The organism is Serratia silvae (assembly GCF_023282985.1).
GTDB classification, from domain to species: Bacteria; Pseudomonadota; Gammaproteobacteria; order Enterobacterales; family Enterobacteriaceae; genus Chania; species Chania silvae.
Genome location: NZ_JAGQDC010000016.1, coordinates 15,719 through 33,568, shown reverse-complemented (window position 1 = coordinate 33,568; position 17,850 = coordinate 15,719). Strand labels below are relative to the sequence as shown.

The following is a 17,850-nucleotide window of genomic DNA, read 5'->3' as shown; positions in this document are numbered from 1 at the left end:
GCTCCCTGATTAACGCTTCAGAGGTAATTATGGTCATTAGCTGGATTTCTGCCGCAGGCGGGATGGGGGATTAGGGGTAGGGGCGAAAGTTTTCACCCCTATTCATACATCAGCTGCGCTGACGCACCGCTTCAAACAGACAGACACCGGTCGCTACTGAGACATTCAGCGAGGAAACCGTACCGGCCATTGGAATGCTGATCAGTTCATCGCAATGTTCACGGGTTAAACGACGCATACCTTCGCCTTCCGCCCCCATCACCAGCGCCATCGGGCCGGTCATTTTGCTTTGATACAGCGTGTGGTCGGCTTCACCCGCCGTGCCCACGATCCAGACGTTCATCTCTTGCAGCAAACGCAGGGTTCGAGCCAGGTTGGTGACGGTGATCAACGGGACGTTCTCGGCCGCACCGCAGGCCACTTTCTTCGCCGTCGCGTTCAGTTGGGCAGAGCGATCGCGTGGAACGATCACCGCATGGACACCGGCAGCATCGGCACTACGCAGGCAAGCCCCCAGGTTATGGGGATCGGTAACGCCGTCCAGCACCAGCAGGAAGGGGGTCTCGACGCTTTCCAACAGCCCTGGCAGATCGTTCTCCTGATACTTCCGCCCTTCACGCACTCGCGCAATAATGCCCTGGTGGACGGCCCCTTCGACCTTCTCATCCAGCCATTGGCGGTTGGCCACCTGGATCACAATACCGGTCGCTTCCAGCTCGGCAATCAAAGGCTGCAAACGGCGATCATCACGCCCCTTGAGAATAAACACTTCCAGGAAACGTTGTGGATCGTTGTCTAGCAGGGCTTTGACAGCGTGAATACCGTAGATAATTTCGCTCATGATGCTCTTTTAACTGTGCGGCCGGGGTGACCCGGCCGGGGATAATAACGTGCGGCAGGTTAACCCTGCTCGGCACCTTTCTTCTTGCTGGCACGCTTGGCTTTGGTCGCTGCCGCTATCTTTTTGGTCTTATCAGACGCTTTTTTGGCTTTCGCCTTTGGATCTGTTTTAGCTTTCGCCTTCAGGTCTGCCTTCACCTTGTCTGCGGGTTTGGCCTTGGCCCCCTCTTTTTTACGGAAGGCGCTGTCTGGCTCAAAGTTGGCAGGCGTCTTGCCGCCTCGGCGTTTGCGTTGAGCCTGACTACGGCCCGCTCCGGCACCGTCGCGCAGCGTGCGGTGGCCGCCATTCTTGGCACGTTCGCGCTCGGTTTTGCCTTCACCACGCGGTTTGCGGGTGCTGGAAACCAGGGCGAAGTCGATCTTGCGTTCGTCCATATGCACGGCCTCAACGCGGATCTCCACCGTATCCCCCAGGCGATAGACCATGCCGGAGGATTCGCCGATCAAACGCTGGCCGATATTATCGTAGCGATAGTAATCGTTATCCAACGTGGACACGTGTACCAGACCATCGATAAACAGATCGCTCAGGCGAACGAAGAAACCAAAGCCAGTGACGCTGGCAATGACGCCGCTAAATACTTCGCCAACGTGATCCTGCATAAAGTCGCACTTCAACCAGTCCGCCACGTTACGTGTAGCTTCATCGGCACGGCGCTCGGTCATTGAGCAGTGCATACCCAGTTGCAGCATCTCTTCCAGATCGCTGTGCCAGCCTCCGGTTGGCGTCCAGCGCTCTTTCTGTTCACCTTGCTCCTTCGCCAACACGTACTTGATGGCGCGGTGCAGTGACAGGTCCGGGTAACGACGGATAGGCGAAGTAAAGTGGCCATAAGAGGCTAACGCCAGGCCGAAGTGGCCACGGTTTTCCGGATCGTAGATCGCCTGTTTCATCGAACGCAGCAGCATGGTTTGCAGCATTTCACGGTCCGGACGTTCTGACACTTCGTCCATCAAAGTGGCGTAATCTTTCGGCTGCGGCTTCAGGCCACCGCCCAGAGTCAGGCCCAGCTCGCTCAACACGCTGCGCAGAGCGGAGATGTGATCGTCGCTTGGGCGATCGTGTACACGGAACAGCGCAGGTTCGTTATGCTTCTCAACAAAGCGTGCCGCCGCAACGTTCGCCATGATCATGCACTCTTCGATCAGTTTGTGCGCGTCATTACGTACCGTTGGCTCTACGCGCTCGATGCGGCGCTCGGCATTGAAGATAAACTTGGCTTCTTCGGTTTCGAAGGCGATACCACCGCGCTCGGCACGAGCCTGATCCAACACCTTATACAGCGCATGCAGCTCCTGCAGGTGTTTGACCAACGGATGATACTGCTCGCGCAGCTCCTGATCGCCCTGCAGAATATGCCAGACCTTAGTGTAGGTTAAGCGCGCATGGGAGCTCATTACCGCTTCGTAGAATTTAAACGAAGACAGACGGCCCGCTGCGGAGATGGTCATCTCACACACCATACAAAGGCGATCGACCTGCGGGTTGAGCGAACAAAGGCCGTTGGAAAGCACTTCCGGCAACATTGGCACCACTTCCGATGGGAAGTAGACCGAGGTACCGCGACTACGGGCTTCGTCATCCAGCGCGGTGCGCGGGCGCACATAATAGCTGACATCGGCAATCGCGACCCACAGACGCCAACCACCGCCGCGTTTTTTCTCGCAGTACACGGCATCATCGAAATCGCGGGCATCTTCGCCATCAATGGTGACCAACGGCAAGTGACGCAGATCCACGCGCCCTTTCTTGGCGGCTTCCGGCACCTGCTCGCTGAGATCGGCTAGCTGTTTCTCCACCTGAGGTGGCCAGGTATGCGGGATTTCGTGGGTACGCAATGCGATATCTACCGCCATGCTGGTGCCCATTTTATCGCCCAGGATCTCGACGATCTTGCCCACGGCTTTAGTGCGGCGCGTTGGGCGCTGGGTCAGCTCAACCACCACCATAAAGCCCATCCGCGCTCCGCTGACTGAGTCAGCAGGGATCAGAATATCGAAGCTCAGGCGGCCGTCATCCGGCACCACGAAGCCAGTACCGGCATCGGTGAAGTAACGGCCAACAATCTGGCTGGTTTTAGGGACCAACACGCGCACGATACGCGCTTCGCGGCGGCCCTTGCGGTCTTCGCCCAGCGGTTGAGCCAACACCACATCGCCGTGAATGGCCATTTTCATTTGTTCGGCGGAGAGATAAAGGTCGTCCTTACGCCCTTCAACCCGCAGGAAGCCGAAGCCATCGCGGTGGCCAATCACCGTGCCACGCAGCAGGTCCAGACGCTCCGGCAGGGCATAGCACTGGCGGCGAGTAAAGACCAATTGGCCATCACGCTCCATCGCACGCAGGCGACGGCGCAGGGCTTCCAGCGCTTCTTCGCCAGATAAGTTCAGTTCATTGCCCAACTCTTCGCGGCTGGCTGGCGTTTCACGTTTCGCCAAATGGGCCAGGATAAATTCGCGGCTAGGAATTGGGGATTCATATTTTTCTGCTTCTCGTTCCAGGAATGGATCTTGTGACATTGAGGTTCCTCCGTTGTCATCAGCAGGGTGTCGCTGAGCCTTGTCTTCTCAGTAACGCTTTATTCGACAAGCAAAAGCTTGTAGAGCGGTGAATTGTCTTCGACCATGTCGGCCAATGTGTGACTATCCAGCTCCTCAAGGAAATTCTTTACCGCCTGCTGGAGCACTTGCTTCAAACGGCAGGCTGGGGTGATATGGCAAAAATCGCTGCTGCAGTTAACCAACGAAAGCGGCTCCAGTGCCCGCACCACGTCACCAATACGGATGATCTCAGCCGGTTTACCCAACCGTATACCACCGTTTTTACCCCGCACGGCGGTCACAAAGCCTTCTCGGCTTAGCTGATTGATAATTTTTACCATATGGTTACGGGAAACGCCGTACACCTCCGTAACCTCAGAGATGCTGGTCATTTTGTCCGCCGGCAGTGACGCCATGTAGATCAATGCCCGCAGGCCATAATCAGTAAAACTCGTTAACTGCACGTTTACCTCTGGATATCTGCCAATTTTCGGCGATTTTCTTTACTATCTTATTGGATGATAAACCAGCCAGAGAGTTCGCAGCTAATTATTTAGCGCATAGGTGACTCTCAACCGGAGCAACGAAGGGATTTTGTGAGGTGAAAACGCCATGGGGAAGATACATGAGGCAAACAAACCGGGACTTGGCCCGGTTTGTTTGGTGACAGTAGGTAAACAGATTATGCGTCGAACGGATCGCGCAGGATCATGGTTTCGCTACGGTCTGGGCCAGTAGAGATGATATCTACAGGTACGTCAGTCAGCTCTTCGATACGTTTGATGTAGTTCAGCGCTGCCTGTGGCAGTTTGCTGTAGTCTTTCACACCAAAAGTCGTTTCGCTCCAGCCCGGCATGCTTTCGTAGATAGGCTCGATACCTTCCCAACCTTCTGCTGCCAGCGGCGTGGTGGTCATTTCGCGGCCGTCCGGCATGCGATAACCCACACAGATCTTCACTTCTTTCAGGCCGTCCAGCACGTCCAGCTTGGTCAGGCAGAAGCCAGACAGGGAGTTGATCTGCACGGCACGGCGAACAGCAACAGCGTCCAACCAGCCGGTACGACGGCGACGGCCAGTGGTAGCGCCAAACTCATTACCCTGCTTGCACAGGTATTCGCCGGTTTCGTCGAACAGTTCGGTTGGGAACGGGCCTGCACCTACACGGGTAGAGTAGGCTTTCACGATGCCCAGCACGTAGTCCACGTAACGTGGGCCAATACCAGAACCGGTTGCCACGCCACCAGCGGTGGTGTTGGAAGAGGTCACGTACGGATAGGTACCGTGATCGATATCCAGCAATGTACCCTGTGCGCCTTCGAACATGATCAGATCGCCACGCTTACGTGCACCGTCCAGCAGTTCTGAAACGTCTACTACCATCCCGGTCAGGATATCGGCAATCGACAGCACATAGTCAAGGGTGGTCTGGTAATCGACGGCTTCTACTTTGTAGTAGTTAACCAACTGGAAGTTGTGGTAATCGATGATGTCTTTCAGCTTGGTGGCGAAGGTGGCTTTATCGAACAGATCGCCAACGCGCAGACCACGACGGGCAACTTTATCTTCGTAAGCCGGGCCAATACCACGGCCGGTAGTGCCGATGGCTTTGGCGCCACGCGCTTTCTCACGCGCACTATCCAAGGCGACGTGATAAGGCAGGATCAGCGGGCAAGCTTCAGACAGTAACAGACGTTCGCGTACCGGGATGCCGCGCGCTTCGAGTTCACCCATTTCCTTCATCAACGCGTCTGGAGCCAGAACCACACCGTTGCCGATGACGCTGGTCACGTTTTCACGCAGGATACCTGAAGGAATTAAATGAAGAACGGTTTTTTCACCGTTGATAACCAGAGTGTGGCCAGCGTTATGGCCACCTTGGTAGCGCACAACATATTGAGCCCGTTCAGTCAGCAGGTCTACGACCTTACCCTTACCTTCGTCACCCCATTGGGTGCCCAGTACGACGACGTTCTTACCCATTTTAAAATCACCAGGTTGCTTAAAAATGGATTCTACCACCGTAATTCTTCAGTTTCAGCACTTTTAGCATACGATTGCCTACTTTTTCGGCTAAACTTTAAACCCCCGTGCGTGCACGCAACATGTAGTAGATCACACAGCCTGCAACCACTAATCCCCCACCAAAACGCCGCAGCGTAGCATCGGGTAGTTGCGACATTGTCTGGACCATTTTACGCCAAGCCTGTGGAAACAACATCGGCCCCAACCCTTCCAGCACCAAAACCAGCCCAAGCGCCAACCAGATTGTAGAATTCATCCCTTCCCCCAAAAAAAGAAAGGCCCGCGTTTAAACGGGCCTTGGTGATCAGCAGTGGCGCTTACTTACGCGTAGCAACCGGTGACTTCATGTAGCGGAAGAAATCGCTGTCCGGGCTCAGCACCAACACGTCTTGGTTGCCAGGGCCGAAGCTGGTTTCATAAGCACGCAGGCTACGGATGAAAGCGTAGAAATCCGGATCCTGGCTGAAGGCATCGGCAAACAGTTTAGCTGCTTCCGCATCGCCCGCACCGCGGGTGATACGTGCCTGACGCTCGGCTTCCGCGATGGTACGGGTCACTTCGTAGTCGGCGGTCGCCTTGAGCTTCTCGGCCTCTTCCTTACCTTGTGAACGGTGACGACGGGCTACCGCTTCACGTTCTGCACGCATACGTTGGAAGATCGCATCGGAGACTTCCGCAGGCAGGTTGATCTGCTTGATACGGACGTCTACCACTTCAATACCCAGTGCCGCCATGCTGTTCGGGTTAACCGCTGGCTGTTTGCCAGTGGTTTCACGCTCAACGCGGGCTGCGGCAGAAGCGATTGCGTCATCGGCTTCGGTGGTAGCGACTTCTTCTTCGTCACCCACGGTACCGGTGTTCAGTGCATCACGCACGTCTGCCATCAGACGGCCACGGGAGTCGGTCACGATGTCACGCACGTCCAAACGGCCAATCTCGGAACGCAGACGGTCGTTGAACTTGCGTTTCAGTAGCAGTTCCGCCTGAGAAACGTCACCACCACCGGTAGCCAGGTAGTAGCGGCTGAAATCACTGATACGCCATTTCAAGTAAGAATCGACGATCAGGTCTTTCTTCTCGCTGGTAACAAAGCGATCGGCCTGGTTGTCCATGGTCTGGATACGGGCATCCAGCATTTTCACGGTTTCAATAAACGGGATCTTGAAGTGCAGACCCGGTGCATAAACCAGCGGTTTGTTTTCGCTGTCGCGCAGTACTTTACTGAAACGCAGCACGATGCCGCGCTCGCCTTCCTGAACAACAAACATTGAAGCGTAAAGGGCTACCAACACCACCGCGAGGATAACTATGAAAGACTTACGCATTGATTATTCTCTCCCTACGCGTGTGTTGTCGCTACGCTGCGCATTAGCCCGGCGTTGGTCCATGATGGAACCACTGCTGGAACTGCTGGTGCTCGCCTCCGATGAAGAAGTCGAAGCTGGCGCAGGGGCGAGAAGGTTCTGTCCGGCATCTTTGCTGCCTTCGATTGCCGACTTACCGGCACCGCGCAGCATCTGATCCAGTGGCAGCACCATCAGATTGTTATTGCCTTTATTGTCTGCCACCAACACCTTACGGGTGTGGCTCAGCACTCTTTCCATGGTTTCGATGTACAGACGCTCACGGGTAATTTCCGGTGCGGCTTTGTACTCCGGCAACAGCTTGGCGAAACGAGCGACCTCACCCTGGGCTTCCAGAACTGTCTGGGCCTGGTAGGCGCGCGCATTTTCCAGCAGACGCTGTGCATCACCATTGGCACGCGGCTGAACCTCGTTGGCGTAAGCTTCTGCTTCACGAATAGATTGCTGCTCGTTCTCACGTGCGGCGATTGCATCATCAAACGCGGCCTTCACCTCTTCCGGCGGACGTGCAGCCTGGAAGTTGACGTCCAGCAGAGTGATACCCATTTTGTACGGACGAATGGTCTCTTCCAGTACACGCTGAGTATCGCTACGTACGATGGTACGGCCTTCGGTCAGGATCTTGTCCATGGTGTATTTACCGATAACACCGCGCAATGCGCTGTCTGTCGCCTGTCTCAGGCTGTCGTTGGCATCGGTTACGCTGAACAGATAGGCTGCCGGATCGGAAACGCGATACTGCACGTTCATCTCGACGCGTACCACGTTCTCATCGGAAGTCAGCATCACACCGGATGCGGACAGGTCACGGACCGACTCCACGTTAACCGGGCGAACCTGATCGATAAACGTCGGTTTCCAGTTCAGGCCTGGCTGCACCAGATGGCTGAATTTACCAAAGCGAGTGACCACACCGCGCTCGGCTTCTTTGATGGTATAGAAACCGCTAGCGGCCCAGATCACCACCACCGCAACCGCAGCGATGCCGACAATTTTGCCACTGAAGCCCGGCCTGATTGAACCCGTGCCACCGCTGTTATTGCCGTTGGAGCCTTTGCCACCGCCGCCCAGGCTGCTCAATTTCTTGCTCAGCTTGCGGAAGATATCGTCTAAATCCGGTGGCCCTTGATCGCGACCGCCTTTATTGTTACCGCCAGAGTTGCCGCCATTATTATTGCTGCTCCCCCACGGGTCGCGGTCCTGTCCGTTATTACCGGGCTGATTCCACGCCATGTTTTAGCTCCATTATTCTGTGATTGGGTACTTCAGGCTAATGCTTAGCCCACTCTCTGTTGAGTGAGCACACAAATGTAACAGGATATGATCATACGATAAAGTTAATCAGTTCCTGTTCCTGCTTGCAGAGGCGACGCCACTCCACGATCGGCATACGCACCACCACACCGATACTGCCGTCCTCTTCATTCCACTCTTTTTCGATCGCTTGAAGCTGGTAGAAACGGCTACGAAGACGGCCTGCCTGTGGCGGTAAGCGCAGCTCATAATGCGCGATTTCCCCCGATAAGCGCTCCGTCAACGCCTGAAATAGCAACGGGATACCTTCGCCGCTGGCGGCGGACAGCCACACTCGGATCGGTAAATTTTCCTCGTTGCGATCGATACGCGGGACAAAATCATCCAGCATATCTATTTTGTTCATCACTAACAGTGTAGGGATCTCATCCGACTCAATCTCTGCCAACACGGAGTTCACCGCTTCGATGTTTTCATCCACCCGGGTATCCGCGGCGTCGATCACATGTAACAACAGAGAGGCCTGGCGCGTCTCTTGCAATGTCGCTTTGAACGCGGCAACAAGATCGTGCGGCAAGTGCCGGATAAAGCCTACGGTATCCGCCAACACAGTATCGCCTACGTCCGCCACGTCAATACGCCGCAGGGTAGGATCCAGGGTGGCAAATAGCTGGTCTGCCACATACACTCCGGCAGACGTAATTCGGTTAAACAGGGTTGATTTGCCGGCGTTGGTGTAACCCACCAGCGATACGGTTGGCACATCGGCACGGGTACGCGCTCGTCGCCCTTGATCGCGCTGCTTCTCTACCCGCTCAAGGCGGCGCAGGATCAGGCTGATGCGATCGCGTAGCAGACGACGGTCAGTCTCTAACTGGGTCTCCCCCGGCCCGCGCAGGCCAATCCCCCCTTTCTGACGTTCAAGGTGAGTCCAACCACGAACCAGACGAGTGGCAATATGACGCAACTGCGCCAACTCTACCTGCAGCTTACCTTCATGGGTACGGGCACGCTGGGCAAAGATGTCAAGAATCAACCCGGTGCGATCGATCACGCGGCATTCACACAGGCGTTCGAGATTTCTCTCCTGCGCTGCGGAAAGGGCGTGATCAAACAGGACAACAGACGCGCCACTGGCTTTCACCGCATCTGCAATTTCTTCGGCCTTTCCTTCACCGACAAAGTATTTTGGGTGAGGTGCTTTGCGGCTACCAGTAACCACTTGCAAAGCCTCAACGCCCGCAGAGGACACCAGCGATTCGAACTCACTGAGATCTTCTGTATCTTTGTCTTGCGAGAAATAGATATGAACCAGGACGGCCTGCTCACCGGCTTCATAACGGTCAAACAAGCGTGCAACCTCTCAAACGGAACAAAACCGCGAGTTTGGGGGGCATAAACAGCACTGCGCTGCTTATGCTCCCCGTCATGGTTGACTCGCAACGCGCTTTATTCAGCGTCATCGCTTTCCTGCTGCGGCTGTTGCGGCGCAGACGGGTTGTTACCATGGTGATAATTGCTGGTGCCGCCGCTGCTCGGGGTGTTGCTGTGGTGCGATACCGGGCGCGATGGAACAACGGTAGAGATAGCGTGCTTATAAACCATCTGGCTCACCGTGTTCTTCAACAGGATGACAAACTGGTCAAAAGACTCAATCTGGCCTTGCAGCTTAATACCATTCACCAAATAAATAGAAACCGGAACACGTTCACGACGCAATGCGTTCAGGAACGGATCTTGCAAAGATTGCCCCTTAGCCATTCTATCTTTTCCTTATTTGTTTGTTGTTTTTAACCAAGAACCTGTCGGCTCAAAATAAACGACCTAAAAAATTTGCGCGCTGAATACTCATCAATTGTACACAATCACTCAACCTATGCACTAACAACCTGTGTTACCGAGTCTAAAGCCTCTCCCGGCTTTTCACTGTCCAACCACCGAACCGACTCCCAACCCCGTAACCAGGTCATCTGGCGTTTGGCCAACTGACGTGTTGCGCAAATACCTCGAAAAACCATCTCATCGTAACTAATCTCACCAGAAAAATATGACCACATCTGGCGATAACCGACACAGCGAATGGAAGGCAAATCCGTATGCAAATCACCCCGTGCAAAAAGTGCACGCGCTTCCGCCTCAAAACCCGCCGCCAACATCTGATTGAACCGCAGCTCGATACGTTGATGCAACAACTCCCGGCTGACTGGCGCTATCGCAAATTGGTGAACATGATACGGCAACGATTCACCTGAAATTTTAGTCAGTTCAGTTAAAGTTTTACCCGAAATCAAAAAAACTTCCAGTGCTCTGGACAGTCTCTGTGGATCATTCGGATGAATACGTAACGCGGCAACCGGGTCTATCGCCTGCAATTGGCGGTGCAAAGCCTCCCAACCGTGCTCCGCCGCTTGCTGCTCAATCTGCTCGCGCACTGCGGGATCGGCAGAGGGTAACGGCGACAAACCTTCCAGTAACGCCTTAAAGTAAAGCATTGTGCCCCCCACCAACAGCGGAATACGCCCGGCGGCAGTAATATCAGCCATTTCCCGCAACGCATCGGCACGAAAATCGGCCGCCGAGTACGCTTGCGCAGGATCGCGGATATCAATCAAGCGGTGTGGTGCCAGGGCCAACTCTTCCGCCGAAGGTTTGGCGGTGCCGATATCCATACCGCGATAAATCAGGGCGGAATCGACACTGATCAGTTCGACGGGCAAGCGCTCACGCAGCGCCATCGCCAGGGCGGTTTTGCCTGAGGCCGTTGGCCCCATGATAAAAATGGCTGGGGGACGAGGGGTCATTTCAATTTCAGTCATGCTTAAGCGCTGCCAATGCAGCCTGCAAATCAACGGGTTGTAAAAGAGCGGCAGGAGGGGATTTGACCAACTGCGGGCAAAGTCGTTCAACTTCTGTCAACAATTGTATCGCTTGCGAGCTGTTCCACACTTCGTGTTCGCTGCCTAATTGGCTGGCGATCCAGATGGATAGCACCGTTGGCGACATCTCCTGATGTTCGGCCAGATAGCCTAACAGCTCGGGTATCAACTTTTGTAAATTTTGTTGGCGTAATGGTAAAGGCACTGCGCGCAAGGTCACACGCCCGTGATCGGATTGCAGCTCCAACCCCATTTTGGCCAGCAGCGCCTGATGTTGCACGCAGGCAGCCGCTTCATTTTTATTCAACGTCAGCTTAATCGGGATCAGCAGCGGCTGAGGCCGTAACCCCTCTTCCGGCGGGCAAAGCTGCGCCTGACGCAGCCAACGTTCGGCCATAGTCAGATTCAGTAACGCCAACTGCTGGCGCTGTTCCACCAGCGCATAGCTTGGCGGGCAGATCATCAGGACGCGGCCAAAACTGTGCTGACTACCGGCGAGCGGAGTTTCCTGAACGGCGTTAACCGGCGGGAACAACGGCTGCTTTACCGTATCTGCTGACGGCGTAGCCTGCAACAGCTTGCCATACAGCTCACCTTCACGCTTTTGGTAACCCGCACCGGTCTGATAGGCTGGCTGTGGGGCGCGTTCACGGGCCGCGGCAGGTTCAGCAGACTGGCGTTCACGTTGTGGCGCTGGCTGGGAGAAGTGATTGCCACCGGCGGCAACGCGGTTCTCCGGCTGCCAGACAGAAGCCTCCTGCGCAGTGGATTCTTCAGCCAATGGCAGCGCGGCATTACCCGCCTGCTGCAACACCGTGGTAACCGCCTGGTAGATAAAATCATGTACCAGCCGAGCCTGATGAAAACGCACCTCATGCTTGGCCGGATGGACGTTGACATCCACCTGATGCGGATCCACTTCCAGATACAGCACATAGGCAGGCTGTTGATCGTCTTTCAGCTGATCCTGATACGCCTGACGAATGGCATGATTAATCAGCCGATCGCGCATCATCCGGCTGTTGACGTAGCAATACTGCATTTCGCCAAGCTGGCGCCCCCCTTGCGGATCGGCCACCCAGCCGCGGATACTGAGATCGCCATGCTGCCAGGAAATCGCCAACGCATGCTGCAAGAAGGCGGGGCCACAAATACTGGCCAGACGCCGCTCATGCTGGCTTTCTTCTTTTGCCGCACGATACTGGCGCATCAGCTTGCCGTTATGGCTGAGGTTGATCGCCACATCGAAACGCGCCAGCGCAATGCGCCGCACCACTTCGTCGATATGGCCAAATTCGGTTTTTTCGGTGCGCATGAATTTGCGCCGTGCGGGGGTGTTGTAGAACAGATCGAGCACTTCGAGCGTGCTACCCACCGGGTGAGCGGCCGGTTTGACGGTGACCGCCTGATCGCGCCCTTCCGCGTAGGCTTGCCAGGCTTCATTCTGTTCCGCCGTGCGTGAGGTCAACATCAGACGGGACACCGAGCTGATACTGGCCAACGCTTCACCGCGGAAGCCCAGGCTGACTATTGCCTCCAGATCGTCAAGCGTACTGATTTTACTGGTAGCATGGCGCGCCAGAGCCAAGGCCAGATCGGCTTTGCCAATGCCACAACCGTTATCACGGATGCGGATCAGTTTGGCCCCGCCGCGTTCGATATCAATATCAATCCGCGTTGCCCCGGCATCCAGGCTGTTTTCTACCAGCTCTTTGACTACCGACGCAGGCCGCTCGACCACTTCTCCGGCGGCAATCTGGTTGGCTAGCTGTGGTGGTAACACCTGGATAGACATGCGGCTCCCTCTGTTGTTGGCATCAAACCTACGGAATGATCAGCGTCCGATCCAGCGGCGCAACATCCGACTTTAATTTGTTAATCCGTTTAAGATCGCTGACGCTGACGCCATATCGCGCGGCGATGGATGACAGCGTATCACCGCGAGCCACCTTATGTTTGCTCGGTTTAGCGCTTTTTGCCTTGGCCTTGGCCTGAACAGGTGCTGCCGCCGTTTTCCCGGCGGGGACCTTCAGACGCTGGCCAACCCAGACGCCATCTTTTTTCAGCTTGTTCAGCTCACGTAGCGCCGCCATGCTGGTGCCATAGCTATCGGCAATGCCGGAAAGCGTTTCCGCCCGCTTCACCACATGGATCTGCGTTTTTCCTACGCTGGCGCGACTTCTTGCCGGGCTGGTCACCGGCTCAGGCTGTCTGAGATCGTCTGTTGTGGAGTTAACCGCCGCTGCGACGTCCAGCGGGCGGTTTTCCACCTTTGGGTCGGCTTGTAGCGGATGCGCCAGGAAATAACTGCGCAGGCCGTTGTGGATCGCCCGTGCAATTTTATCCTGATATGCGCTACTGCCCAGCAGTCGCTCCTCCGTGCTATTACTGATAAACCCGGTTTCCACCAGCAGCGATGGAATATCCGGTGAACGCAGCACTCCCAGGCTGGCGTGTTCCGGACGGCGTTTGTGCAATGAACCTACGACCTGTAACTGTTGCAAGACCTTAACAGCCACGTCATAACCGACGCGCTGCGAATGACCGAACTGCAGATCCAGCACCGCCTGACTCAGATAAGGGTCGGCCTGGCTGTTGGCCAACAGATCGCCCGCACCGCCCAGCAGTTCGGACTGTTTCTCGTGCTGTTCCAACCAACCGGCCATCTCACTGTTAGCGCGGCGATTGGACAATACCCAAACCGAAGCCCCTTTGGCGCTGCGATTCGGCGCGGCATCCGCGTGGATGGACACCAACACGTTGGCCCCCTGCTTGCGCGCCACGTCAGAACGGCCCATCACCGAAATAAAGTAATCCCCGTTACGCGTCATCACCGCTTTGAACATCGGATCGGCATCCAACAATGCACGCAGACGATGCGCGATAGCAATGGTGACGTTTTTCTCTTTCAGGCCGTTTGGCCCGATAGCACCAGGATCTTGTCCACCATGGCCTGCGTCGATCGCCACCACTACCCGATCGCCAGAACCGGCCGACACCCGGCTGCTACGTGGGGTAATGCTGGTTGCCGCGCCTGATACCGCAGCCGACTTCGGAGTAAATGGATTGGCGTTACTCGACGTAACCGGCGTTTTACGCACTGGCTCACTGACAACCGGTACAGGCACCGGCGCCTTACGGACGGTGTTGGCTGTCGTCGTTCTGACGTCTGAGGTGATGGTGAAGACGACGATATAACTGTTGCCCTCTTGACGCGTAGCCACTCGGGTTTTGGCACGTTGGGTTAAATCAAACACCAAGCGAACGCTTTGCGCATCTTTCGGCTTACTGGAACGAATGCTTTTTACCAGGTTTTGGCCGCTGAAGTTCAACGGCAGGCCGCCCACTTTGCCCGTTTGGTTCACGTCCAGAACCACCCGTTCTGGCCCATGTATGGTTGAGAAGCTATACGAGGGAGGGCCGGTAAAGCTCACCGATACCGTGGCTTCACGCTGAGCATTGGTCACTTTGACGTCGGAGAGGGACGATGCCGCCCAGGCACCGAACGGCCCCAGCAACGCAAGCAAGGCAATCACAGCAAATCTTCTTAACCCATACATCATTGCTGCGTCATCCTTATTGCTCCTGGATACTTTCTAATAATTGTTCGCCATAGGCGGAAACGGCCTGGAGCTTCGCCTGACGCCCTTCGTCTTGGTAACTGAGATGCAGTTCCAGATCGGGATCGGGCAGCACGCCGGTACCCTGCTGCGGCCACTCCACCAGGCAAATCGAGTCCTGGGCAAAATAGTCGCGGATACCCATAAATTCGAGTTCTTCCGGGTCGGCCAAGCGATAAAGATCAAAGTGATAGACCGCCAGCGGTTGCAGCGCATAAGGTTCCACCAGCGTATAGGTTGGGCTTTTCACATTGCCCTGATGGCCTAACGCCTGCAGAAAGCCGCGGCTGAAGGTGGTTTTACCGGCACCCAAATCCCCATAAAGATAAATCACGCTGGCACGATCGCACGCCTGGGCCAAGACGGCCCCCAGTGCGACTGTGGCTGCCTCATCCGGCAGCGGTAAAACGAGTTCTTTCATTCGATAATGTCTACTTTGCCAACTCAGGGTTAACGTAATGAGGGATCACCGGCAGCAGATCGGTGGCCAGTAATCCCCTTGTTCCTTGTTTTGCAGCAACATGATCCGCCGCTGCACCGTGCACTACGCAGCCCGCGCAGGCAGCATCATACAGCGGTAGCTTTTGCGTCAGCAAACCGCCAATGATACCCGACAGCACATCTCCCATGCCACCGGATGCCATGCCAGCATTGCCAACATCGGCGATCGCCATCTGTCCATGCTCATCGGCGATCAAGGTGCCTGCGCCTTTCAGCACCACAATGCCGCCGTATTGCACGACCAACCTGCGGGTTGCAAGTAAGCGATCACTCTCAATATCAGCGGTACGGCAGCTCAATAATCGCGCGGCTTCACCAGGATGCGGGGTAATAATACGATTCTGACGCTTCTCGGGGTGTAATGCCAGTAAGTTAAGCGCATCCGCGTCCCATAATGTTGGTTTATCACTGGCTTGCAGCTGTTGCAATGCATTGCGGCCCCAATCGCCCTGGCCAAGCCCTGGGCCAATCACCAATACATCGGCCCAGTCCAGCGCCTGTTGCAGGATATCATCACTCAGGCGCTGCACCATCAACTCAGGCCGGGCGGTCAGCAGCGGCCCAATGTTCTCACTGTGAGTAAGCACTCGCACTAGCCCAGCGCCGGTACGCAGTGCCGCTTCCGCGGCCATGCGGATTGCCCCGCCAAAGCCGTGATCGCCCCCCACCAACAGTAAACGACCATGCTCCCCTTTATGAGAACAAGGGCGGCGAGGCTTCAACCACCTGGCCAAATCGCCAGCCGTAAGACGCTCGATCTGCGGGGACTGTGTTGCCAGCCAATCCACCAATCCTAGCGTACTGTAATGAAGTTGCCCCACCCAATCACGAGCCTGCCCGGTCAGCAAGCCTGGTTTGAGTGCAATAAAAGTCAGCGTATGGGCCGCACGGATCGAGACTCCCGGCACGGATCCGCTTTCAGCCAGCAGGCCAGAAGGGATATCCAGAGCAACCACTGGCGCATCGGCCCGGTTGGCCGCTTCGATCAGGGCATCATAGGGCGCTCTGGGGGCCGCCCCCAACCCGGTGCCTAACAATCCATCAATGATGAGATCGACATCCTCTGGCCAACGGCTGGTCGCGGGCAGGACTTCTCCGCCGCTTTTCAACCAGGCTTGCTGGGCGGTGGCGACCTCTGGCGGCAATGGACGAACACCTTCGCAGGCAATGAGCGTCACCTTGATGCCCGCCGTACGGGCCAGACGAGCAACCACATAACCATCGCCACCGTTATTGCCATGCCCACACAGCACCAGCCAATGCCTGCTGGCCGGATAGCGGTCGCACGCCAGTTCATAAGCCGCCGCACCGGCACGCTGCATTAACGAATACAAAGAGAGGCCCAGCGTTGCGGCAGCAGTAGGTTCTGCCTGGCGGATCCAGTCTGCAGACCAAACAGAGTGTGGTAAACTGGAACAGTATTGTTTCTCACTATGGCCCGTCATGACACACCCCCTCGATTTCGATCAACTCGCCCAACATATCAAGCAATGGGGGCAATCGCTAGGATTCCAGCAGGTGGGGATCTGCGATACCGATCTCAGCGCGGAAGAGCCCAGATTGCAGGCGTGGCTGGATAAGCAATACCACGGCGAGATGGAGTGGATGGCACGCCACGGCATGATGCGCGCAAGACCACATGAATTATTGCCCGGTACACTGCGGGTGATCAGCGTGCGTATGAACTATCTGCCCGCGAAAGCCGCGTTCGCCAGTACGTTAAAAAACCCGGAGCTTGGCTACGTTAGCCGTTATGCGCTAGGGCGTGATTATCACAAGCTGCTACGCCAGCGGCTAAAAAAGCTCGGCGATCAAATCCAGGCTTACTGCGGTGAGCTGAATTTCCGGCCCTTTGTGGACTCGGCCCCCATTATGGAGCGAGCTTTGGCCTCGAAAGCCGGCATCGGCTGGGTTGGTAAACACTCACTGATCCTCAACCGCGACGCTGGCTCCTGGTTCTTCCTGGGTGAGTTGTTAATCGATTTGCCCCTGCCGGTGGATAAGCCGCAGGAAGAACAGTGTGGCCGCTGTGTCGCCTGCATCACCACTTGCCCCACCGGTGCGATAGTCGCGCCTTATACCGTCGACGCCCGGCGCTGCATCTCCTACCTGACTATCGAGTTAGAAGGCGCTATCCCAGAAGAATTCCGCCCTCTGATGGGCAATAGAATCTACGGCTGCGACGATTGCCAGCTCATTTGCCCGTGGAACCGCTTCTCGCAGTTGACGGATGAAGACGACTTCAGCCCCCGCGCAGCACTACATGCCCCGCAACTGATCGAGCTGTTTGGTTGGAACGAGGAGAAGTTTCTACGTATTACCGAAGGGTCTGCCATCCGGCGTATCGGCCATTTGCGCTGGTTACGCAATATCGCAGTAGCACTCGGCAATGCCCCTTATCTCGATCAGATCGTCATCAGCTTGCAGACTCGGCAAGGTCAGGATCCGATGCTGGACGAGCACATCAGTTGGGCGTTGGCTCAACAATTTGCACGCCGTGAAGCCTTGGCAGTTGAGGTGCAGACTATGCAGAAAAAACGTTTAATTCGAGCGGTCGAGAAAGGATTGCCGAGGGATGCTTAAAAAGCCACCACAACCACCCTGTGGATTTGTGCATAAAAATAAAAATGTGTTGTCTTTCAAGTGTCACAAAAAGAGCAAGTGATCGAGATAACGTTTTATAAGAAATAAATATTGATTATTATCAATAATATACAAATTTCACTTGTGCGGCGTTGCAATTTTGCACAGAAGGTATTATGTACAGGAGT

General features: G+C 55.6%; 15 protein-coding genes. 1 reads left to right on the top strand and 14 read right to left on the bottom strand.

Annotated elements, in window-relative coordinates; translation table 11 throughout:
- Positions 1–109 precede the first annotated feature (109 nt).
- The 14 genes from rlmB to nnr all read right to left on the bottom strand — a co-directional run bounded on the left by rlmB (position 110) and on the right by nnr (position 16,524).
- Entirely contained in the window at positions 110–841 is a 732-nt protein-coding gene (gene rlmB / locus KAJ71_RS17710) for a 23S rRNA (guanosine(2251)-2'-O)-methyltransferase RlmB (RefSeq protein ID WP_025122301.1), read from the bottom strand.
- Between the two features lie 59 nt (positions 842–900).
- The gene (gene rnr, locus KAJ71_RS17705; RefSeq protein WP_248946921.1) at positions 901–3,420 is read right to left on the bottom strand and encodes a ribonuclease R; all 2,520 of its coding nucleotides are present in this window, start codon (positions 3,418–3,420) and stop codon (positions 901–903) included.
- Between the two features lie 59 nt (positions 3,421–3,479).
- Positions 3,480–3,905: a nitric oxide-sensing transcriptional repressor NsrR gene (gene nsrR / locus KAJ71_RS17700; protein WP_248946920.1), complete on the bottom strand. Its 426-nt coding sequence runs from the start codon at positions 3,903–3,905 to the stop codon at positions 3,480–3,482.
- Between the two features lie 218 nt (positions 3,906–4,123).
- Complete coding sequence (locus KAJ71_RS17695) at positions 4,124–5,422, bottom strand: adenylosuccinate synthase (protein WP_248946919.1); 1,299 nt, start codon at positions 5,420–5,422, stop codon at positions 4,124–4,126.
- A gap of 97 nt (positions 5,423–5,519) precedes the next feature.
- A complete protein-coding gene (locus tag KAJ71_RS17690; RefSeq protein ID WP_074032085.1) occupies positions 5,520–5,720 on the bottom strand; it encodes a DUF2065 domain-containing protein in 201 nt (66 codons plus the stop codon).
- A 61-nt stretch (positions 5,721–5,781) separates the two neighbouring features.
- Positions 5,782–6,789: a protease modulator HflC gene (hflC, locus tag KAJ71_RS17685; protein WP_025122306.1), complete on the bottom strand. Its 1,008-nt coding sequence runs from the start codon at positions 6,787–6,789 to the stop codon at positions 5,782–5,784.
- A 3-nt stretch (positions 6,790–6,792) separates the two neighbouring features.
- Positions 6,793–8,061: an FtsH protease activity modulator HflK gene (gene hflK / locus KAJ71_RS17680; RefSeq protein ID WP_248946918.1), complete on the bottom strand. Its 1,269-nt coding sequence runs from the start codon at positions 8,059–8,061 to the stop codon at positions 6,793–6,795.
- A 91-nt stretch (positions 8,062–8,152) separates the two neighbouring features.
- Positions 8,153–9,433, bottom strand: a complete 1,281-nt coding sequence (gene hflX, locus KAJ71_RS17675) for a ribosome rescue GTPase HflX (protein WP_024483336.1) — start codon at positions 9,431–9,433, stop codon at positions 8,153–8,155.
- 98 nt (positions 9,434–9,531) lie between these two features.
- A complete protein-coding gene (gene hfq, locus KAJ71_RS17670) occupies positions 9,532–9,843 on the bottom strand; it encodes an RNA chaperone Hfq (protein ID WP_021179001.1) in 312 nt (103 codons plus the stop codon).
- Between the two features lie 113 nt (positions 9,844–9,956).
- Complete coding sequence (gene miaA / locus KAJ71_RS17665) at positions 9,957–10,898, bottom strand: tRNA (adenosine(37)-N6)-dimethylallyltransferase MiaA (protein WP_248946917.1); 942 nt, start codon at positions 10,896–10,898, stop codon at positions 9,957–9,959.
- Positions 10,891–12,753: a DNA mismatch repair endonuclease MutL gene (mutL, locus tag KAJ71_RS17660; RefSeq protein ID WP_248946916.1), complete on the bottom strand. Its 1,863-nt coding sequence runs from the start codon at positions 12,751–12,753 to the stop codon at positions 10,891–10,893. The genes miaA and mutL overlap by 8 nt, the downstream gene beginning before the upstream one ends.
- A gap of 28 nt (positions 12,754–12,781) precedes the next feature.
- On the bottom strand, positions 12,782–14,521 hold the full coding sequence (amiB, locus tag KAJ71_RS17655) for an N-acetylmuramoyl-L-alanine amidase AmiB (RefSeq protein ID WP_248946915.1): 1,740 nt from the start codon (positions 14,519–14,521) through the stop codon (positions 12,782–12,784).
- Between the two features lie 13 nt (positions 14,522–14,534).
- The gene (tsaE, locus tag KAJ71_RS17650; protein WP_248946914.1) at positions 14,535–14,999 is read right to left on the bottom strand and encodes a tRNA (adenosine(37)-N6)-threonylcarbamoyltransferase complex ATPase subunit type 1 TsaE; all 465 of its coding nucleotides are present in this window, start codon (positions 14,997–14,999) and stop codon (positions 14,535–14,537) included.
- Positions 15,000–15,009: 10 nt separating this feature from the next.
- Positions 15,010–16,524 (bottom strand): bifunctional ADP-dependent NAD(P)H-hydrate dehydratase/NAD(P)H-hydrate epimerase, encoded by a 1,515-nt coding sequence (gene nnr / locus KAJ71_RS17645; protein WP_248946913.1) that lies wholly within the window; start codon positions 16,522–16,524, stop codon positions 15,010–15,012.
- Between nnr and queG the strand changes: the two genes are divergently transcribed.
- The gene (gene queG, locus KAJ71_RS17640) at positions 16,523–17,662 is read left to right on the top strand and encodes a tRNA epoxyqueuosine(34) reductase QueG (RefSeq protein ID WP_248946912.1); all 1,140 of its coding nucleotides are present in this window, start codon (positions 16,523–16,525) and stop codon (positions 17,660–17,662) included. The genes nnr and queG overlap by 2 nt on opposite strands.
- The last annotated feature ends 188 nt before the right edge of the window (positions 17,663–17,850 follow it).